Source organism: Paenibacillus glycanilyticus (genome assembly GCF_023715145.1).
Taxonomy (GTDB): domain Bacteria; phylum Bacillota; class Bacilli; order Paenibacillales; family Paenibacillaceae; genus Pristimantibacillus; species Pristimantibacillus glycanilyticus_A.
In genome coordinates this window covers 1,080,485-1,099,023 of the sequence record NZ_JAMBNP010000001.1, presented here as the reverse complement: position 1 = coordinate 1,099,023, position 18,539 = coordinate 1,080,485, and the positions used below count along the sequence as shown (strand labels likewise).

Annotated in this window: 12 protein-coding genes and 2 pseudogenes; 10 read left to right on the top strand and 4 right to left on the bottom strand. The window is 49.3% G+C overall.

The genetic code is table 11. The features are described 5' to 3' along the window. Window positions 1–89 precede the first annotated feature (89 nt). Window positions 90–677 carry a DUF1349 domain-containing protein gene (locus M3194_RS05010; RefSeq protein WP_251652018.1) on the top strand — a complete coding sequence of 196 codons (588 nt, stop codon included), beginning with the start codon at window positions 90–92 and terminating at the stop codon, window positions 675–677. Window positions 678–693: 16 nt separating this feature from the next. Next, window positions 694–927, top strand: a pseudogene (locus tag M3194_RS05005) (sigma factor-like helix-turn-helix DNA-binding protein); the annotation flags it as partial. Window positions 928–1,322: 395 nt separating this feature from the next. Here M3194_RS05005 and M3194_RS05000 read toward each other — a convergent pair. Both M3194_RS05000 and M3194_RS04995 read right to left on the bottom strand, forming a co-directional pair. Continuing rightward, the gene (locus M3194_RS05000; RefSeq protein WP_251652016.1) at window positions 1,323–2,564 is read right to left on the bottom strand and encodes an MFS transporter; all 1,242 of its coding nucleotides are present in this window, start codon (window positions 2,562–2,564) and stop codon (window positions 1,323–1,325) included. Window positions 2,565–2,631: 67 nt separating this feature from the next. Then, window positions 2,632–3,765: a winged helix-turn-helix domain-containing protein gene (locus M3194_RS04995; protein WP_251652014.1), complete on the bottom strand. Its 1,134-nt coding sequence runs from the start codon at window positions 3,763–3,765 to the stop codon at window positions 2,632–2,634. Window positions 3,766–4,216: 451 nt separating this feature from the next. Here M3194_RS04995 and M3194_RS04990 point away from each other — a divergent pair. Then, window positions 4,217–4,333 (top strand): annotated as a pseudogene (locus M3194_RS04990) (LysR family transcriptional regulator); the annotation flags it as partial. 104 nt (window positions 4,334–4,437) lie between these two features. Here the strand turns inward: M3194_RS04990 and M3194_RS04985 are convergent. Further along, a complete protein-coding gene (locus M3194_RS04985; RefSeq protein ID WP_251652012.1) occupies window positions 4,438–5,409 on the bottom strand; it encodes an SDR family oxidoreductase in 972 nt (323 codons plus the stop codon). Window positions 5,410–5,915: 506 nt separating this feature from the next. Between M3194_RS04985 and M3194_RS04980 the strand changes: the two genes are divergently transcribed. From M3194_RS04980 to M3194_RS04970, 3 genes are all read left to right on the top strand, one after another. Further along, complete coding sequence (locus tag M3194_RS04980; protein ID WP_251652010.1) at window positions 5,916–6,584, top strand: Type 1 glutamine amidotransferase-like domain-containing protein; 669 nt, start codon at window positions 5,916–5,918, stop codon at window positions 6,582–6,584. Between the two features lie 427 nt (window positions 6,585–7,011). Then, on the top strand, window positions 7,012–7,935 hold the full coding sequence (gene cysD, locus M3194_RS04975; RefSeq protein WP_251652008.1) for a sulfate adenylyltransferase subunit CysD: 924 nt from the start codon (window positions 7,012–7,014) through the stop codon (window positions 7,933–7,935). Between the two features lies 1 nt (window position 7,936). After that, window positions 7,937–9,598: a GTP-binding protein gene (locus tag M3194_RS04970; protein ID WP_285889082.1), complete on the top strand. Its 1,662-nt coding sequence runs from the start codon at window positions 7,937–7,939 to the stop codon at window positions 9,596–9,598. Between the two features lie 70 nt (window positions 9,599–9,668). On the opposite strand, the gene M3194_RS04965 is transcribed toward M3194_RS04970, so the two are convergent. Continuing rightward, window positions 9,669–10,163, bottom strand: coding sequence for a cupin domain-containing protein (locus M3194_RS04965; RefSeq protein WP_251652006.1), 495 nt, complete (start codon window positions 10,161–10,163; stop codon window positions 9,669–9,671). A 245-nt stretch (window positions 10,164–10,408) separates the two neighbouring features. Between M3194_RS04965 and M3194_RS04960 the strand changes: the two genes are divergently transcribed. The 4 genes from M3194_RS04960 to M3194_RS04945 all read left to right on the top strand — a co-directional run bounded on the left by M3194_RS04960 (window position 10,409) and on the right by M3194_RS04945 (window position 18,522). Further along, complete coding sequence (locus tag M3194_RS04960; protein ID WP_251652004.1) at window positions 10,409–14,740, top strand: DUF7402 domain-containing protein; 4,332 nt, start codon at window positions 10,409–10,411, stop codon at window positions 14,738–14,740. Between the two features lie 173 nt (window positions 14,741–14,913). Continuing rightward, window positions 14,914–15,696, top strand: coding sequence for a DeoR/GlpR family DNA-binding transcription regulator (locus tag M3194_RS04955; RefSeq protein WP_251652002.1), 783 nt, complete (start codon window positions 14,914–14,916; stop codon window positions 15,694–15,696). A 112-nt stretch (window positions 15,697–15,808) separates the two neighbouring features. After that, window positions 15,809–17,560 (top strand): class I mannose-6-phosphate isomerase, encoded by a 1,752-nt coding sequence (locus M3194_RS04950; RefSeq protein WP_251652000.1) that lies wholly within the window; start codon window positions 15,809–15,811, stop codon window positions 17,558–17,560. A 14-nt stretch (window positions 17,561–17,574) separates the two neighbouring features. Next, window positions 17,575–18,522 (top strand): ROK family protein, encoded by a 948-nt coding sequence (locus M3194_RS04945; RefSeq protein WP_251651998.1) that lies wholly within the window; start codon window positions 17,575–17,577, stop codon window positions 18,520–18,522. The last annotated feature ends 17 nt before the right edge of the window (window positions 18,523–18,539 follow it).

The following is an 18,539-nucleotide window of genomic DNA, read 5'->3' as shown; positions in this document are numbered from 1 at the left end:
CTGTCCTCTACTGAACTGTATGATATTTTTATAAGTGAACGATTCATACGATTTCGAAGGCGAAAGAATTTATTTCAGGAGGTAGAATAATGGACTTTACATGGATTAATGAGAGTGAAATTAATGAAACGGATGGCAGGATAGAAATATTCGCAACAGAGAAAAGCGACTTTTTTTGCCATCACGGAGCAGCCGGAGAAGAAGGAATTACACCGGAATCTGTGTCTAATGCGCCTTTTTACTATACGGAAATATCCGGGGATTTCGTAATGCGAGTGAAGGTATCGCTTGACTTCAAGGATACATACGATTCGGCTTGCATCATGGTCATGAAGGATTTGACCCACTGGGCAAAGGCTTGTTTTGAATTAACCGATTTCGGTACTCATGCAGTCGTTAGTGTGGTTACAATTGAAGAATCGGATGATGCAAACGGCTGCAACATTGATGACAATACAGTGTGGCTCCAAATGTGCAGAAGCGGAAGATCGTTTGCGTTCCACTATTCTACGGATGGAGAACATTTTGATATGATGAGATTTTTCGCTTTGCCTGTAGACGAGATTGTCAAGGTCGGTTTATTGGCACAATCCCCGTTAGGAAATGGCGGAAACAGAATTTATGAAAATTTGACTATCGAAAGAAAAACCGTCAAGAATATTCGAATGGGTAAATAGGATCATTGCTACGAAGGTGGACCGGTTGCAGCTGAAGATTGGGAAGAGCAAGATCTACCGCAATCTTGATGTATTTGATGAGCGGGAGCAGGAAGCAGTCCGTGGCCGGTTTGGCCTGGATCATGGCGGCGATAAGCGGACGCAGAGGGAGATTGCGTAGGAGTTGGGCATCAGCCGGAGTTATGTGTCCAGGATCGAGAAGCGGGATCTTATGAAGATGTATCATGAGTTTTATAACGCGAAGAAGTGATACTGATTGCATGAACCATTCACTGGAGGCTCATCGAGAGCCTCTTTTGTTTTATTTAAGGACCAGTAAGTTATCTTTTGCGTCGAAGGAAACTCCAATCTGTTGTGACTGCCGATGTTTGAGTTGTTCATGAGAGCAAGCGAAAAAACGCTCATTAAGATTTGTAAAAGGGAGGCGGATCTATTTTATCTGAATCATTATGAAAATTTTTGTTTAATAGACAACCTATTCTATTGGTGATGGCTTACAGCAACACTAGATGATTTATATCTTAGTGCAATCACAAAGACTTTGAGAACGTTAAATATGTCGGTCTGTTGTTGAAGTAAAGGGAAAATAATGACTTTGGGCAGCTGTACTCCAAACCCTTCAGACTGGCCCTATTATGAATCGACTTAAGCGGTACTTGAAACCTCCGGCTTCCGGGTATCGGTCTTTCCCCACATCTGCCGACGCAGCACAATTCCGACGAAACCGATTATCCCAACCGCGAGCCCGACGATCAGGAACGTGCGGCTCGCTCCCATTAGACCAATCAGCATGCCGCCGCTGAGTGGAGCAATGACGAAGATAATGCTGCTCAAGGAATCAAATATGCCGCTGACGCGGCCAACAGCCTCAGGCGGCGTTTCTTTCTGCAGAATGTAGTTCATGCCCGAGGAGGTAAACCCGGTACCGATCCCTCCAATGAAAAATACCAGCAGCATGAGCCACAGTGGACTGTCTTGCTGGAAAGTGCCGGCTCCGGCGAACATCAGGCCGATTAGCGCTACGCCCCCTCCGAGTAGCCGTCCGTATGCCGTAAGCTCTTGGTAACGGCGAAGCCATGTTACGCTCGCGAGTCCGCCAGCGCCGATCGCGGTCACGAGCCAGCCTATTAAATCGGGTTGTTCCGGAGCAATCTCGCGGAAGAGGACGGCGAATTGAGCATCGATCATTTGGATGCCGGCTAGCCCGATCAAGCTGAAGAGAAGACTCATGCGCAAGGTGCGGCTGTTCCAGAGAAAGCGCCATCCATCACGCCATTCGTCCCGCAAGCGTACCTTCTCCCTGGTTGGCGATGCGGGGGCCAATACGCGCCCATCAGCGACGGGCACAAGCAGGAGCAAGAAGGCGGACACTACGTAGCAGATCGCGTTCACCGCCATGCTGACGGAAGGGGAGAAAGCAGACGCCGCGGATGCTCCAAGCAGAGGCCCGAATATTTTGGACAGCTGGAAGACGGCTCCGTTAAGAGAGGTTGCCTGCAAGAGCTGATCTGGCGCAACAACGGCTCGAGTCATTGATTGTTGGGCGGGAAAGTGGAAGACGCGGGCGGTTGATCGGATTGCGATCAGCCCGAGCAGAACTCCCGCGGTAGGGGCGAAGATAAGCATGACGGTTATTCCCGAGCGCAAGAGATCGGTGGCGATCATCAGGTTCCGTTTGTTCCAGCGATCCGCCAAAATCCCTGCAAACTGGCTGAATGCAATACCAGGCACGGCAAAACAAAGAGGCAGCAGCGCGATCGTCATCGCGTCCGCCTTCCAAATGAAGCCGAGAAGAATCGTGACTGCCATAAAATCGAAATAATCGCCGAAAGCCGAGAGGCCGTAGGCGACGAACATTTTTGCGAACGAGCGATTTTTTCTTAACATCGGAACGCGAACCCCCTGAATGAAATCGATATGATTCCAATCGTAGCAGGGGATTGTCAGAGAATGATCAGAGATGAATTCTAAGCAACTGCTCCGTCAGTGGCAGCAGCCCTTCAAAGCCGTAACGGACAGCGAGCTGGTCCCGCTGTCGTTGATAGGCTAGCCGATAAGTTTCGTCGCACTCGTGGATGGATAGAAATCGCAGCATGGTATTTAAGCTAAATAGCAGATGGGGGAGGAACTCCGTATGGCGGAGCGTATCCATCCCTTCATCCAGCGCAATTCTCGCGGAGGGAATGTCGCCTTGCCGGTATAGGAGCAGTGCCGTGGCCACAAGATAGGCTCCCCGCTCGCGCTTGATCGGATGACGTACCAGGAGCTCGTCGTATTCGCGTAGCTTGGCGTCCGCAGTCTCGAGTTTCCCCGTCGATATCGCAAGATACGTTTCCTTCAGCAGAAAGAGTGCTGTGAAGCTAGGGGAGTCAAGCCCTTCAATCTCCTGCCTGATCGCTTCGATAACGTTGCGCGCATCATCCGGCTTGCCGGCTTCCGTATAGAGGAGAGCGAGACTTAACTGCAAGTCATACCGCCATTCCAGTGTCTCGGCTTTGGCAAGAAGCTTCACGAAGTAAGGGAGCGAAGCTGCGGGCTCCGGTTGAATGATGGAGTGGATGTATACGGCATACGTCAGCTTCTGCCAGAGAGAAACGCAGTCCGTTGTAAGGAGCCACTTGAAATCGCCGCGAATAAAACGCAGATAAGCGTCATTATAAGGGTCACCAGGCAAGCTTAGTACTTCGCGGTTCTCCGCTAGCAGCTGCATGGCCGCTCCCATGCCAAGGCTGTGATACTTAGAGAACAAACGTTTCACGTCTACCGCGAACTGTTCGTCAAAGCTTAGTGGATTGTCTTTCGCTTCGGGGGCGCGACGCACGAGCTTGTAGCCCTGGCCTCGGACGGTCTCCACTCCGAGCAGATGGTTCCAGCCGGCCAACTTTCTGCGAATGCGGTAGATGTGGTCATCCACGGTCCTGTCGGTCGGGGCTTCCATAGACCATACGGCATCAAGCAAAGCCTCCCGGGTGAACGAGCGACCGGCATGCTCGTAAAGAAAGCGGAAAAGCGCGAACTCCTTGGGCAAGAGCTGCACGCGTTCTCCCGCATATGCGACTTGATAAGTATCCGAATTGAAATGAATCATGTGAGACTCCCTGCCTTTTCACCTTACGTTTGCCAATACTTCTTTCTTGATGATGGCATGGCGGTTCGGAGAAAGCAAGCAAACGTCTACAATCCATTGCGGAGGTATATTAGGATAGCAGCTGGTCCAGAAGAAATTAGCTCTGGCGGCGCATAAAGGTGCCGTTCAACTAATGAATTGTTTGAAGGGTGTTTTCTATCCATTAGATAAAATTATTTATTGTATAAATAGTGTTTTTTATAAAATCCAAAACAATGAACACTACGTTGGCGTCTTTTTTGGTTATAAACATTGTGAGGCATTCAGAAGATATTGCAGATGATTTGGCATGCGCTACTGATGAGGTAGATTGATCCTGACGTAACGCACGGAGGGGTACCACACATTCCGATTAAATGTGGTGTATCAACGAGATGTACTCTGTATGATGGCAATCAAGGAAGGAGCAGTCATTTTGGATTTTGAGTGGTACAGAAGTTTTATAACCGTCTATTAGCACAATTCGTTTACCGAGGCTGCGAAAACCCGGATTATGACTCAGCCGGCGATGAGTCAGCATCTAGCTTCTCCTTCTCTGCATCAAACAATTAACGATGAGCATCTATTTTCAAACTAAACAATTTTTATATGGGCAAGTTTCAGTTGTCGGAAGAACGAACGTTATGTCAGCACTCACGAACTCGTACACTCTCCGCCGTCTACATGGAGTACCTGACCGGTAACAAAGCTGGAATCATCCGATGCTAAGTATACCCATGTTGGCGCTAACTCAAAAGGCTGACCAGATCTCTTCATGGGGTTGTTCGAACCCCACAGGGCGACTTCATCGCTTGTCATGCTTGCCGGGATTAAAGGCGTCCAAATTCGTCCAGGCGCCACTGCGTTAACTCGGATCCCTTGATTTACTACACTGCTTGCAAGTGCTCTGGTGAAGCCTACAATAGCCGATTTACTTGCCGTATAGTCCAGCAATAGCTTCTGACCGATGTATGCAACAATTGAAGTTGTATTAATAATCGTACTACCTGGTTTCAAGTGAGGAAGTGCTGCTCTTGTCGTATAGAAATGAGAATATACATTAACCGTAAAAATTTCGTTAAATTGTTCGTCTGTTATATCGCACAGCGAATTTTGCTGAAATTGGACGCCTACATGATTCACAAGAGTGTCTAACTTTCCGAAATAAGCTATTGTTTTTTCCACGATATCAATGCATTGCTGCTTATTGCGCAAGTCGCCCGGAAGAAGAAGACAACGCTGTCCTAATTCTTCGACTCTTGTCTTCGTACGGTTTGCATCCTCATGCTCATCCAAATATGAAATCGCTACGTCCGCACCTTCTTTGGCAAAAATAATGGCTATAGCAGCTCCCATGCCGCTATCTCCTCCAGTAATTAATGCCACCTTCCCTTTTAACTTTTCACAGCCTTTGTAATTCGGATTTTCAATGATGGGAGAGGGAACCATAAGTCGTTCTATTCCTGGGTGACGAAGCTGTTGTTGCTCTGGAAATGATACCGGGATCTCTTCATATCTCGTTATTTTCCCGTAAGTCGGATAAAGAGGGTATGGATCATTTCTAACATTCTGCGCAAACCATTTTTGCAGCTCGTGAAAGTCTTTCTCCCTATTATTATTGTTCATTGAGAATGAATTCCTCCTCAGATATATAATTCAACAAAGCTTATGCTATGGTGGGAAAACCTATGCCCTACTTGATATTTTTCATTCCGATGAATCATGGTAGCGAAAATGCAATAGTATGTATCAATCTGTTTAGATCAGGAGGGATCGACTATGACCATGTTTATATTCAACCCCCAAGCACGGACGTTACTTATTAATCATTCAAACGAAAAAGTTACGATGGAATACTTAAACTACTCATGGCCAATGCCTATCATTACAATCAGGCCACCTTACTATACGAATCCGCGATACGTTCCTGCTTACCCGCTAATTTAATGGATGCGCCGCGAGTGGATGCGTGCAATAATGAAATAACAGGGCTCCGACCCAATGGTGATCTGAGCCCTGCGTTTACCAATCGTAAAGATTGATTACCGTTACTAACGGACAAAGGTTTGTCTATCGTTCCAGCCCTATTCTAAACGACAAAACGCACACAATGACAAGGAAGGAGTTAAGTTATGAAATTATTGCTCACATCTGGAGGCATTATTAACAAAAGCATACACGACGTGCTAGTAGACATGCTGGACAAGCCGATCGCGGACTCCAACGCTCTGTGCATCCCCACCGCGATGTACGGACACCCCTGGGTCGGCCCGGGCGTCAATGCCTGGCAGTTCATCAGCGGGAATTCCGAGAATCCCATGGTCGAACTGGGCTGGAAGTCCGTCGGGGTGCTAGAGCTCACAGCGCTGCCAAGCATCAGCAAAGAACGCTGGGTGCCGTTGGTCCGGGAGACGGACGTCCTGCTGGTGGCCGGTGGGGACGCGCTCTACTTATACCACTGGATGCGCCAATCCGGATTAGCAGACCTCTTGCCCTCGCTGCAGGCAGTTTATGTGGGAATGAGCGCCGGGAGTATGGTCATGGCACCTAACATTGGGGAATACTTCGTTGGCTGGACTCCAACCACTGGCGGTGATGAAACGCTTAATCTGGTTGATTTTGCAATATTTCCGCATCTGGACCACGAGATGCTTCCTGGAAACACCATGGCTGCTGCAGAAAGATGGGCCGCTGGGATGCAAGGGCCGACATATGCGATTGATGATCAAACCGCCATCAAAGTAATCGACGGAGCAGTCGAGGTTGTTTCCGAAGGGAAATGGAAATATTTTTCGCCTTGATATCATCCACTGCGGAGAAGTTAAATAGCTAACTAATTGAGCTGCCGGAGCATGATCGGCAGCTTTTTTACGTTTACGGGCAGTTATGCTTAATGGGGCAGCAGCGCTAATTAAAGGAAGTAGCAGTCATTTACATTGAACGGCTGCCTTAGCTTTTTTTTGAACTAAGCCGGGAGATTGCCAAGGAGCTGGGCATCAGCCGCAGCTATGTGTCCGGGATTTGACATCCATGTCATCACTCGCTTTTTCCTAAAATGGAATTATACAATCTTTATTATGCTCGATTGCGTCCTCTCTTTGCGTGAAAACAAGCAGCTCAAAAAAATTAAAGAAAATACTTTATTCCACTTTGCATAAAAGTGAAAATCTGATACGATACAGTATATAGTCTATAGATTTAGTAAGGATTAAAGGGAGGCACTTTTTCATGGAAAAATTGACGCTTGATTCCATAGATGCAACGACACATCTGGATCAACTCGAGGCTGAAGCGATTTATATTATTCGAGAAGTAGCGGCGGAATGTGAAAATCCCGTAATGTTGTACTCGATCGGCAAGGATAGCTCCGTGATGCTGCATTTGGCGCTGAAAGCTTTTTATCCGGAGAAGCCGCCGTTTCCATTCCTGCATATCGATACAACGTGGAAGTTTAAAGAGATGATTGAATTCCGCGACCGCAAGGCGAAAGAATTCGGAATCAAGATGCTTGTCCACTCCAATCAGGAAGGGATTGAGCAAGGGATCAACCCGTTTGATCATGGTTCGGCGTATACGGATATTATGAAAACCCAAGCCCTGAAGCAAGGGTTGGACAAATACGGGTTTACGGCTGCTTTTGGCGGCGGAAGACGCGATGAGGAAAAGTCGCGCGCGAAGGAGCGGATTTTCTCGTTCCGTAATAAGAATCATGCCTGGGATCCGAAAAATCAGCGGCCGGAAATGTGGAAGCTTTTCAATACCAGAATCAACAAGGGAGAAAGCATCCGCGTATTCCCGATTTCCAACTGGACGGAGAAAGATATCTGGCAATACATTCGCAGAGAGAACATTGATATTGTGCCCCTCTACTTTGCGAAAGAACGGCCTGTCGTTAACCGTGACGGGCAGATGATTATGGTGGATGATGAGCGGATGAAGCTCCAGCCGGGCGAGAAGATTGAAACGGCTAAGATGCGGTTCCGCACATTGGGCTGCTATCCCCTTACTGGAGGTGCCCCGTCAGAGGCGGACACGCTGGATGCAATCATTGAAGAAACGCTTGGTGCGGTATCCTCCGAACGGACAACAAGGGTGATCGACCAGGAAGAAGCGGGAAGCATGGAAAGACGTAAACGGGAGGGCTATTTCTAAGATGAAGAGTCTGCTTAAATTTATAACTTGCGGAAGCGTGGATGACGGTAAATCCACCTTGATTGGACATATGCTTTACGAGGCTAAGCTCTTGTTCGCCGACCAGGAGAGAGCGCTCGAGCTAGACAGCCGGCTGGGCAGCCGCGGCGGCAAAATTGACTACTCCTTGCTTCTTGACGGGCTTCTTGCGGAACGCGAGCAGGGGATCACGATTGATGTGGCTTATCGGTATTTCACGACGGATCACCGTTCGTTCATTGTAGCGGATACGCCGGGGCATGAAGAATATACGCGCAACATGGCCGTAGGCGCATCCTTCGCCGATCTTGCCGTTATTCTGGTGGACGCAACTAAAGGAATTATTACGCAAACGAAACGCCATACGCGGATTTGTGCCCTCATGGGGATTAAGCATCTGGTTTTGGCGGTAAATAAAATGGATTTGGTCGATTTCGATACGGATAAATTTGATGCCATCAAAGAAGAATTCTCCCGCATCACGACGGAATTCCAGTTTGAGAGCATTCAAGTGATCCCTGTTTCCGCAACGGAAGGGGATAACATTACGACCAAATCGCCTAATACGCCTTGGTACCAAGGGCTTGCTTTGCTGCCGTATTTGGAGAGCGTTGAAGTTCATGCAAGCGACGACGCGAAGCCATTTATGATGCCTATCCAGCGTGTATGCCGACCAGACCACACCTTCCGCGGATTCCAAGGCCAAATTGAAGCCGGCAGCATCGCGGTTGGCGATGAACTGATCACGTTGCCTAGCCATGAGAAGGCGAAGGTGAAACGGATCTTGGTAACCGACCAAGACCGGAATTCGGCTCATGCCGGGCAGCCGGTTACCATTCAATTGGACCGGGAAGTCGACGTGTCCCGCGGCTGCGTATTTACGAAGGACAATCAGCTTCAAGAGGCGGACAGCTTTAGCTCCACGATTCTGTGGATGGATGATTCGGTATTGACACCGGGCAAAGATGTTCTGGTGAAGGTAGGCACAAAGGTTCTTCCTGGCACGGTAACGGCCATTAAGCACAAAATCGATATTAATACGGGCAATACGGTTACCGCAGATCAATTGGTTAAGAATGAGTTGGCAGTATGCGAAATCTCATTGTCGGATGGAATTGTTTTTGACTCGTTTGAAAAAAACAAAAGCATCGGCGGGTTTATTCTCATTGATCGCGTAACGAATATGACTTCCGCTTGCGGCGTTATTGACGAAGCTCTACAAAGCTCTGACAATTCCGGCCGGATGGACACGGAAATCACCAGAGATGTTCGTGCCCAGCAAAAAGGACAACAGCCGTTAACGATTTGGCTTAGTGGCTCCGTTGCGGACAATACGGCTATTGCGAAGGCAGTCGAGAGACGGTTGGTTGCGAGAGGCTACCATACGATGCTAATCGATAATAGTGCAGGAGAGTCTGTGCGGCAACTGGCGGCTTATGCCGCATTGCTAAACGATGCGGGACTTCTTGCTTTGGTACCGGCCGGTTCTGCGAACGAGAGCGACCTAGCCATTGCGAAAGAAATGATTGGCCAAGCCTTCTTGCCAATCGAGGCTGCTATCAATAGCAATTTGATCGAGGAAGCGGCAAAAGATATCGTAAAACGTGTTGTGAAGGCTCTCATTCAAGATAGTTATACAATTTAAAACTTTATCAATTTTTTAAGAGCACTGTGTTGACACAGTGCTCTTTTTTATTTAGAGAATTTCTGATGTTTTATTTCTTTTGAAGCGGCGGACCGGATATGATGACATGATATTTGGTTTTGGACAGCTCGATGATTTCTTCAGGCGTTTTGCCGATAACTTCTTTAAACGATTGTTCTTCTCCAGCAGGGATGAAGGTCGCCTGCATATGCAGCGGAGTATCGCTGAAATTGGCGAAAGTATGCGCTTTGCCTTTCGGAATGACAACGACATCGCCTGCTACGGCATCAAACTCTTCCCCCTCCAAATAAATATGCGCGGTGCCTTCAAGGATGCGGAAAATTTCGTCCGTGCGCTGGTGGATATGAATAGGAGGTCCGTTTACGTCGCCATCCGTAGCATAGATAATGGCATCCACAATCGCATACGCGCCATTCGTATCCTCTCCCGATACGCGAATCGTTGTTCGTTCACCTGGAATATGGGTCTGGTAGAGCCACTCGATATCCGAGCTCCGATGAAAAATGGCGACGCGGTCTTTCTCTGTTTGTTGCTGGTTATTCAATGGTAATTCAACTCCATTTATAATTTTATTTATAAAATATCTATTAATATATAATATAATACTAGGATATTCTCGAAAAGTCGTAATGGCTTGGTAATATATAACATAAAGGTCGTGCGCGAAGCTGAAACGAGGCCACAAGTTCAAAAGAAATCGATATGCATCGTAAGAATCTGAGATAGTGTGGTGACGATTTCACGATATACGATAAGGCTGTATTCATAATCCCGAATTGGAGGTTTTTTATGAAACGCCGCATCGTCATATTGACAGCGCTTACTTTGTTGTTGGGAACCGGTAATACAGCTCCGTTGTCTGCTACTGCTGCTCCTTCTTTGCCCGTAATCAATGAAGTGGCTCAAACACCATGGATGGTTAAGGATGATCAAGGGAAGTTAAAGTCGGAGACGGAATTGACGATTCAAAACCCAGGAGCTTCCTTCGATGCCTGGGCAAAAATCAAGGTCGCGGGGGAAGATGCCTACGTACAATCCCTTGGCAAGCTTGAAAACGGCAGCAACAGCAAAACCGTGGACGTGCTGGAATTACATCAAGACGGAGACTCTGTAACCTTCGAAATTTATGACAATCCCGCATGTAACGGAGCCCCGCTTGTCTCCGAAACGAGGGAACAGAAGAAAATCCCTCATTGGAAGGTGTACGTCGCCCATGACATGCACACGGACATCGGCTACACCGATTACCAGGAAACATTGAACGAAAAGACGTTCCCGGGATATCTCGATGATGCATTCTCAGCCATTGAAGCGACTCGGGACTGGAAGAAACGGGATCAGTTCAAGTACCCGGTAGAGGCTTCATACATGCTCTACGAATCGGCTTGGAACCATCGGGACGCCGAATGGATCGAGCAGCTCAAAGAACATCTGCGCGAGGGGACTATCACATACCCGGCAAGCTATGTCAATGAGGTTTATGCCAATATGGGAACGGAAGAACTGGCGCGAATCCCCTACTTTTCGCAGCGATATTTGAATGACAAACTCGGTATACCGTCAAACAAAGTTATGTATATGTCCGACGAACCCGGCTTTTCCTGGTCCGCCGTCGATGTCATGGTGGAAGCTGGCGTGAAATACGCCATGATGAGGCAGAATCCGGACCCTCTGCACCCGTACCCCAAACTGTTCTACTATCAGGGACAGAACGCGGAAAATAAGCTTCTGGCCTATAACTATGGACATTACAGCACGGATGAGATGGATTTCAAAAATCCTGACAGCAACGAGGTCATCCAGACTGTAACGGACAAGCTGCTCGAGTACCCTGCAAGCACCTATCCTTATGACGCCGCAATCGCCGATTTCACAACGCCGTATGATAACAACGGCATAACAACGACCGTGAAGGAAAACATTCGCAAACTCAATGCCCGCAAGGACAGCAAGGGCCGGGAATATGCTTTTCCTAAATTTATCTCCTCGACAGTGGAGGATTTCTTCTCTTACGTCGACAGCACCTATGGCGATCAGATTCCGACCTACAAAGGCAATATCGAGAGTTGGTGGAATTATGGCGTATCCTCTACTTCAAATGAGACGGCTATTAATAAGGAAAATCACGACAAGCTGCCGGCTGCGGAATTTCTTGCCACTATGGCAAACGTTACGGCTCCAGGCACGACATACCCCTATGAGGATCTGCTCGGCGCGTACAATAACATGATCCTCTACGACGAGCATACGTGGGGAAATGCCTCTCCGCAGGCAGACGATCTATGGAAATGGAAAAGAAATACCGCTATCGCCAGCAATATGACGGCTGATCGGATTCTATCCGATTCGATGGATTCCCTCAGCTCGCAGATTCCTACAGACGGTAAAAGCATTGCCGTCTATAACACGCTCTCTTGGAAACGCACCGACATCGTCCGAGTGAATAGAGAAAAGCTGCCCGTTCACTTTGAAATCGTCGATACCGACACCGGTAAACCGGTTAAGCACCAGATCCTTGAAGACGGGACGGTATTATTTGCGGCTTCCGATGTTCCGGGCTTAGGCTATAAGGTTTTTGGCGTGCGTGAAACGAAGCAAGACCGTGAATATTCCTCGAAGCTGAAAGCAACAAAGGATACCTTGGAGAATGAATATTACAAGGTGGTTTTTGACAAGACAGGCGCTATTATCAGCATTGTTGACAAAAAGAACGGAAAACGCGAGATGGTAGATTCCGCATCAAAGCACCGGTTGAACGAATTCGTTTATTATACAACCCGGAAAATGGGGCCGGAAGCATTCAGCGAGGATACGGTCGAAGAAGCGCAAATGGCTGGAACAGCCGGTCCTGTCATGGGAATGGTAACGGCTGACGGAGGGACTAAGGGAGTCGACGGAATGAAGCGCAGCGTCATCCTGTACGAAGGCCTCCCTCGCATCGATATTGTTAACCAGGTTGTGAAGAGCGATGCTCCGTCTCTTGCGCAGAAGGATGAAGAAGGCTTCTTCACCTTCCCTCTTCAGGTACCGGATTTTACTTTGCGGCACGAGATGCCGACAGGGCACGTGCGGCCTCATGTGGATAAGGATATCAATAATCCGGACAATGAACAGTTCTATTCCTCGAGCACGGCTTATTACACGGTTAACCGATGGATTGACGCTTCAGATGGTCAGGGCTACGGCATTACGCTATCTCCTGTGTCGAACCCCATCGTAGAATACGGCGAACGCCGTTCAGCGATCGGCGATTGGGATTACAATACGGAAAAACCTTGGATCTACAGCTTTGTGTTCAATAATAAATGGCATACGAATTTCCAAAAAACGCAGCCTGGCCCGGTCACGTTCAAATATTCGCTGACCTCTCACGGAGGCGGCGATTGGAAATCCGGCAGGGCCGATAAATTCGGCATGGAGGCGTCCAGTCCCCTTCGTTCGACGGTTATTCAGCAGGCTCAACGCAAAAGGGCATTAAGCGGCAAAAAAGCAGGCTTTATCAACATTGACAAAGATAATGTCGTGTTGACGACGGCAAAGCTCGCCGAGTCGAACGGGGAAGGCATTATCCTGCGATTTAATGAAACGTTAGGCGAGAATACCAAGGTAAAAGTGGACTTGAGCTTATTAGAGCCGGTGTCGGCCACTGAGACCGATCTTGTGGAAAATGACAAGGAAGCGATTCCTATCAAAGATTCGACCATTTCCTTTACGATCCAAGGGCACGGATGGAAGACGATTCGGATCAAGCGAGGAGAGCAGCCCCGCAAGATAACGGGTGTCAAAGCGGTCACCGATGCATATGGCACTCAGATCATTTGGAATTCCGTTCCGGATTTGAATTTGTCTTACTATGAGGTATTTCGCGGTAAGGAACCATCCTTTATACCCGGAAAAGGCAACTACATCGGTTCGGTAAGCGATACGCATTTTTTTGATGCTCAAGTAACTAAAGGGAAATATTTCTATAAGATTCGCGCCGTGAACCCCGGAGAGAAGGGAGCTTTCTCAAATGCAGCTCAAGCGGCCGCAGGAAAGATTGGCGATCAACAGCCGCCGACCCAACCGGGCGCGCTTCAAGGAGAAGCGTTATTTGGTACCAGAGTGACGTTAGCCTGGGTACGCTCCAAGGATAATGTTCGCGTTAAGGGGTATAAAGTTTACCGTAACGGTTCGGAAATTAAGGATTTGGGGCCTATGTTCAGTAGCTATCTGGATACCGACGCGAGCAGCGAGCATTCCTATGAGTATACCGTCAAAGCCTACGACGATAAGGGGAATTTATCCCTGTCCTCTAATACTTTGAAAGTCACGACTCCGGAATGGGTAGTTCCGGACGGCAACATTGCCCGCCTGGCATCCGTTACCGCATCGTCGGCGTACCATGCGGATTACGGGGCAGCAAAGGTCAACGACGGCGTATCCGGCATTCATGGTTCTGGAGAGTGGGCATCCAACGCAGAGTTGAACCCATGGGTGAAATTAGAATGGAACGAAGCAAAGAAGGTCCGGCAGGTTATTCTCTATGACCGCATGAACCTAGCGGATAATGCGAATAAGGGCCTACTGCGATTCAGCGACGGCTCCTCGCTGGAGGTATCGGACATTCCGGCTGACGGCTCGGGTAAAGTGATTACTTTTCCTGAAAAAGCATTCACTTGGATGAGCTTCGAAGTTACGGGAGGCACCGGCTCACACGTCGGTTTGTCGGAAATAGAAGCGTTTGAAACGGCGGATCCGGCAAAGACTGCTGTCGTGACCGCTTCTTCCGAATATAATCCGGATTACGGCGCGGCAAAAGCCGCCGACGGTATTATTGCTGTTCAAGGAACCGGGGAGTGGGCTTCCGCGGGGGAATTAAATCCTTGGATTCAGTTAACTTGGAGTGAAAACATGACGATTAGCAAAATGACGTTGTATGACCGTACGAATCTGCAGGATAATGCGAACGCCGGCACACTGCTGTTTAGTGACGGCAGTGAAGTTGAGGTCGACGGCATTCCGACGGACGGATCCGCTAAAGAAGTGGATTTTCCAGCCAAAACGGTTACTTGGGTAAGATTCGAAGTGAAAGGCGGTACGGGAGCCAACGTTGGCCTATCGGAGATAGTAGTGGAGTAGATGAATAACGTCATTATTGGGGCTAGGGGAAACCTTAGCCCCAATTTTATTCTGTTTTGCGGCAGCGCCTGCGTACAATCTCAATGCGCCCTCGTCAACTATTCTGCTAACAACACCCATACAGTTTGTGTTCATTTGTGTTAGAATAAGAAAAAACTAGACGAGGTGTCGTTATGCTGCCATTACAAAGAAAACAAGCGTTACTTGCCTATCTGGCCGACAAGGGCGCTGCTACATTAAAGGAGATGAGTGACCGCTTTGGTGTCTCGGAGATGACGATTCGCCGCGATTTGAATGCTTTGGAGCAAGAAAACCGTATACGTCGTTCCCATGGGGGAGCGGTCTACGAAACACAAAAGCAGGAAACGGGCCAGGACGAGCCGGAGATGGCAGACAAGCAGGCCGTCAACCAAGATATCAAGGACCGGCTGGCCGCCTATGCCGCACGGATGTTTGTTCGGAGCGGAGATACCATCGTGCTTGAGAACGGTACTACGGTATCGAGAATGGCAGAGCAGTTGACCCATCTGGAGGAGTTGACGATCTTGACCAACGGGATCGATACCATTAGCCGTTTTCGTCCATATGCAAGCGATAAGCGCATGATGATTAGCTGCGGAGGCATGTTCAGGGACATATCCGGCACGTTCGTCGGACCCGTGGCGGAGGAATTCTTCTCGCGCTTTCACGCCGACACCTTGTTCTTGTCCGCACTTGGTTATACACCGGAAGCGGGTTTTACGGATCCGAATCTCATGGATACGCAGGTAAAAAAAATAATGATACGCTCTGCCGAAAAAGTCGTGATGCTGCTTGATTCCTCCAAAGTCGGCAAACGGTTTTTCTCGCCTGTTGCCGCTCTGACGGACATCCATGTCTTCGTGACGGACGGGGGCTTGACGCAAGAAAATAGAAAACTCATTGAGGAGAGCGGGGTGGAGCTTCACATTATCTAGAGCGGTTGTCTATGTGAATATTTGTTCACGATAATCTTTGAAAGGTTGTGTTAGTTTGTGTTAGTTTATGTTATATTATAATAAACCAACACAAAGGAGCTGCATCATCTATATGTTATCAAGCTATGATAAAGAGCCCTTTATCGCGATTCGAGGATGGGAAGACGAGGCTTGGCACGGGTATGAAGCGATTGGCGGCGAGCTTTCTGCCGCGATCGAGCGCCTTGGGAAAAGAAAAACCGTAGTTGTTCTGGAATGTTACCCAGGCGTTCGACAGGAGGAAGTCATCGCAGGCTTCCGTCGAGCTAATCATTCCTTAACCGTTGTTAAAGCAGAAGAGGCGGCGTTGACCCCTGATGCGGTCGACAATATAGTAGAGCGTTATCTTACGGATGACCGCGTATTCGGTTATACGGCGCCTTTTCGGATCGAAGAATTTTATGATTCGGAACGGATCTCTTCTCTTCGCAGCCGCATTGATGGGTTGGAGGAAGGCATCGTTCTTGTCATTGGCTTCGGGGCTTCGCTAATCGCCAGGGGAGACCTGTTTATCTATGCGGATCTAGCCCGTTGGGAGATTCAGCAGCGTTACCGGGCGAGAGAACTCGGCAATTGGCGCGCTGGTCGTCAGGAGGACGATATTCTGCGCTTATATAAGCGGGGGTTCTTCTTCGAGTGGCGCATGGCGGACCGGTTAAAGAAGAAGCGGCTCGGCGAAATCGACTACTATCTGGATACGAACGCGCAGGATTCTCCCAAGATGGTTACCCGTCAGGCGCTGTTTGAAGGGCTGGCCCAAGCGGCAAGCCGTCCGTTCCGGCTGGTTCCTTATTTCGATCCCGGCGTATGGGGAGGAACATGGCTGGAGAAGCATATCGATTTGCCCAAACGCGAGCATCCCTATGCCTGGGGGTTTGACGGCGTACCGGAGGAGAACAGCCTGTATTTTCAATATGGCAGCACTTTAGTAGAGTTGCCGGCGATTAATCTGGTAATCTTCCAATCTATTAGATTGCTTGGCGAGAAGGTATACGCGCGATTCGGGGCTGAATTTCCGATCCGTTTCGACTTCCTCGATACCATAGGCGGACAGCCTTTAAGCCTGCAGGTTCATCCGACAACGGAATATATCCGCGAGCATTTTGGAATGACCTACACCCAAGACGAAAGCTATTACATTCTGGACGCCTCCCCGGGAGCGCAAGTTTATCTCGGGCTGCAGGAGGGCATCTCTTCCAAGGAGATGCTCGAGGATCTGCGCAAAGCGCAAGCGGGAGGGTACACGTTCCCTGCGGAGAAGTACGTCAATTCGTTCCCGGCAGCGAAGCACGACCATTTTCTCATTCCCGCAGGCACGGTGCATTGCTCGGCCGCAGGCTGCATGGTACTGGAGATCAGCGCCACGCCTTACATTTTTACCTTTAAACTATGGGACTGGGATCGGCTTGGGCTGGACGGCAAGCCTCGCCCGGTTCATTTGGAACATGGCGAGCAGGTTATTCGCTGGGATCGAACAACGCCTTGGATAGAGTCGGAATGCGTCAATAACATAGAGTCTATTGGGGAAGGGAAGGGCTGGCAGGAAGAGCGTACGGGGCTTCATGAGCTTGAGTTTATCGAGACGAGGCGGCACCGGTTCTCCGAACCCGTCTTGCATACGCAGAACGGAAGCGTCCATATGCTCAATTTAATTGAAGGAGAAGAAGCGACGATCGAAAGTCCGGACGGATCCTTCGAGCCTTTCGTCGTTCATTATGCGGAAACGTTTATTGTACCGGCATCCATCGCTTCCTACACGATTCGGCCTAGCGGACCGAGCGTGGGCAAGACGTTAGCTACGATAAAGGCGTATGTCCGAGCATAGGAGGCGCGGCGCAAATGACATTATCTTTGATCGTTGCATTTGATGTGGGCGGGACGCAGATTAAAGCGGCCGCCTTAAGAAATGGAACCATTGCGGAAGAAACCGCCGGTCACTATGAGTCGCAGGCCGATCTTGCAGCCGGGCCAATGATAGCCCGCTTTGCGGACGTCTTCGCGGACATTCTCCGCAAAGCTGGGCCGGATGCGGTGGTAGAAGGATTAGGCATTGCTTTTCCCGGACCGTTTGATTATGAAGAAGGAGTCAGCCTCATTCAAGGGTTAGGCAAATTTGACTCCTTGTACGGATTGCCTGTCGGACAGCTGCTCGAGGAAGCGTTGCGCGCGGATGAGCGGACGAACGGAAGACTCTCGCAACATTTTCGGATCGCTTTCGAGAATGACGCGGCTTTGTTTGGTCTTGGCGAGACAAGCCCGGGCGGAGCGGCGGAAGGGGCCGATCGAGCCGTCTGCTTGACGATCGGCACGGGACTGGGATCTTGCTTTCTAGAGCGCGGACGATTGGTGAAACACCGCCATGATGTGCCGGCCGAAGGCTGGTTATATACCGTTCCTTATCGGGAGGGCATTGCAGACGACTATGTCTCCCGCAGAGGCGTGCTGCAGCTGGCCGGCCAGCTGAATCTGGATGCCGGGCATCTGGACGTTAAAGGCTTGGCATACTTGGCGGATGCTGGCGATAAAGAGGCGTTGCTGCTGTTTGAGCAATTCGGGCTGCGTATGGCGGATATCTTAATCCCTTCGCTGCTCCGTTTTAATCCCGATCGCATCGTGCTTGGCGGGCAGATCTCCAAGAGCGCGCATCTGTTCGTGCCTGCTTTCCGGGAGGCTGCGGCTAAGTCCCACTTGCAGGCTGAAGTTCGCGTCAGCCGCGATACGTTGTCCAGTACGCTTCTTGGCGTATACGGATTATTGGGGCTGCCGGACGAGAACGAAAAAAACTGATATGAATCGCAAAAATG

Coding starts and splice junctions, on each gene's coding strand:
- M3194_RS04985 (WP_251652012.1), bottom strand. CDS start 5,409: ATGAACAATAATAATAGGGAGAAAGACTTTCACGAGCTGCAAAAATGG.
- cysD (WP_251652008.1), top strand. CDS start 7,012: ATGGAAAAATTGACGCTTGATTCCATAGATGCAACGACACATCTGGAT.
- M3194_RS04950 (WP_251652000.1), top strand. CDS start 15,809: ATGTTATCAAGCTATGATAAAGAGCCCTTTATCGCGATTCGAGGATGG.
- M3194_RS04955 (WP_251652002.1), top strand. CDS start 14,914: ATGCTGCCATTACAAAGAAAACAAGCGTTACTTGCCTATCTGGCCGAC.
- M3194_RS05000 (WP_251652016.1), bottom strand. CDS start 2,564: ATGTTAAGAAAAAATCGCTCGTTCGCAAAAATGTTCGTCGCCTACGGC.
- M3194_RS04980 (WP_251652010.1), top strand. CDS start 5,916: ATGAAATTATTGCTCACATCTGGAGGCATTATTAACAAAAGCATACAC.
- M3194_RS04995 (WP_251652014.1), bottom strand. CDS start 3,765: ATGATTCATTTCAATTCGGATACTTATCAAGTCGCATATGCGGGAGAA.
- M3194_RS04945 (WP_251651998.1), top strand. CDS start 17,575: ATGACATTATCTTTGATCGTTGCATTTGATGTGGGCGGGACGCAGATT.
- M3194_RS04960 (WP_251652004.1), top strand. CDS start 10,409: ATGAAACGCCGCATCGTCATATTGACAGCGCTTACTTTGTTGTTGGGA.
- M3194_RS05010 (WP_251652018.1), top strand. CDS start 90: ATGGACTTTACATGGATTAATGAGAGTGAAATTAATGAAACGGATGGC.
- M3194_RS04970 (WP_285889082.1), top strand. CDS start 7,937: ATGAAGAGTCTGCTTAAATTTATAACTTGCGGAAGCGTGGATGACGGT.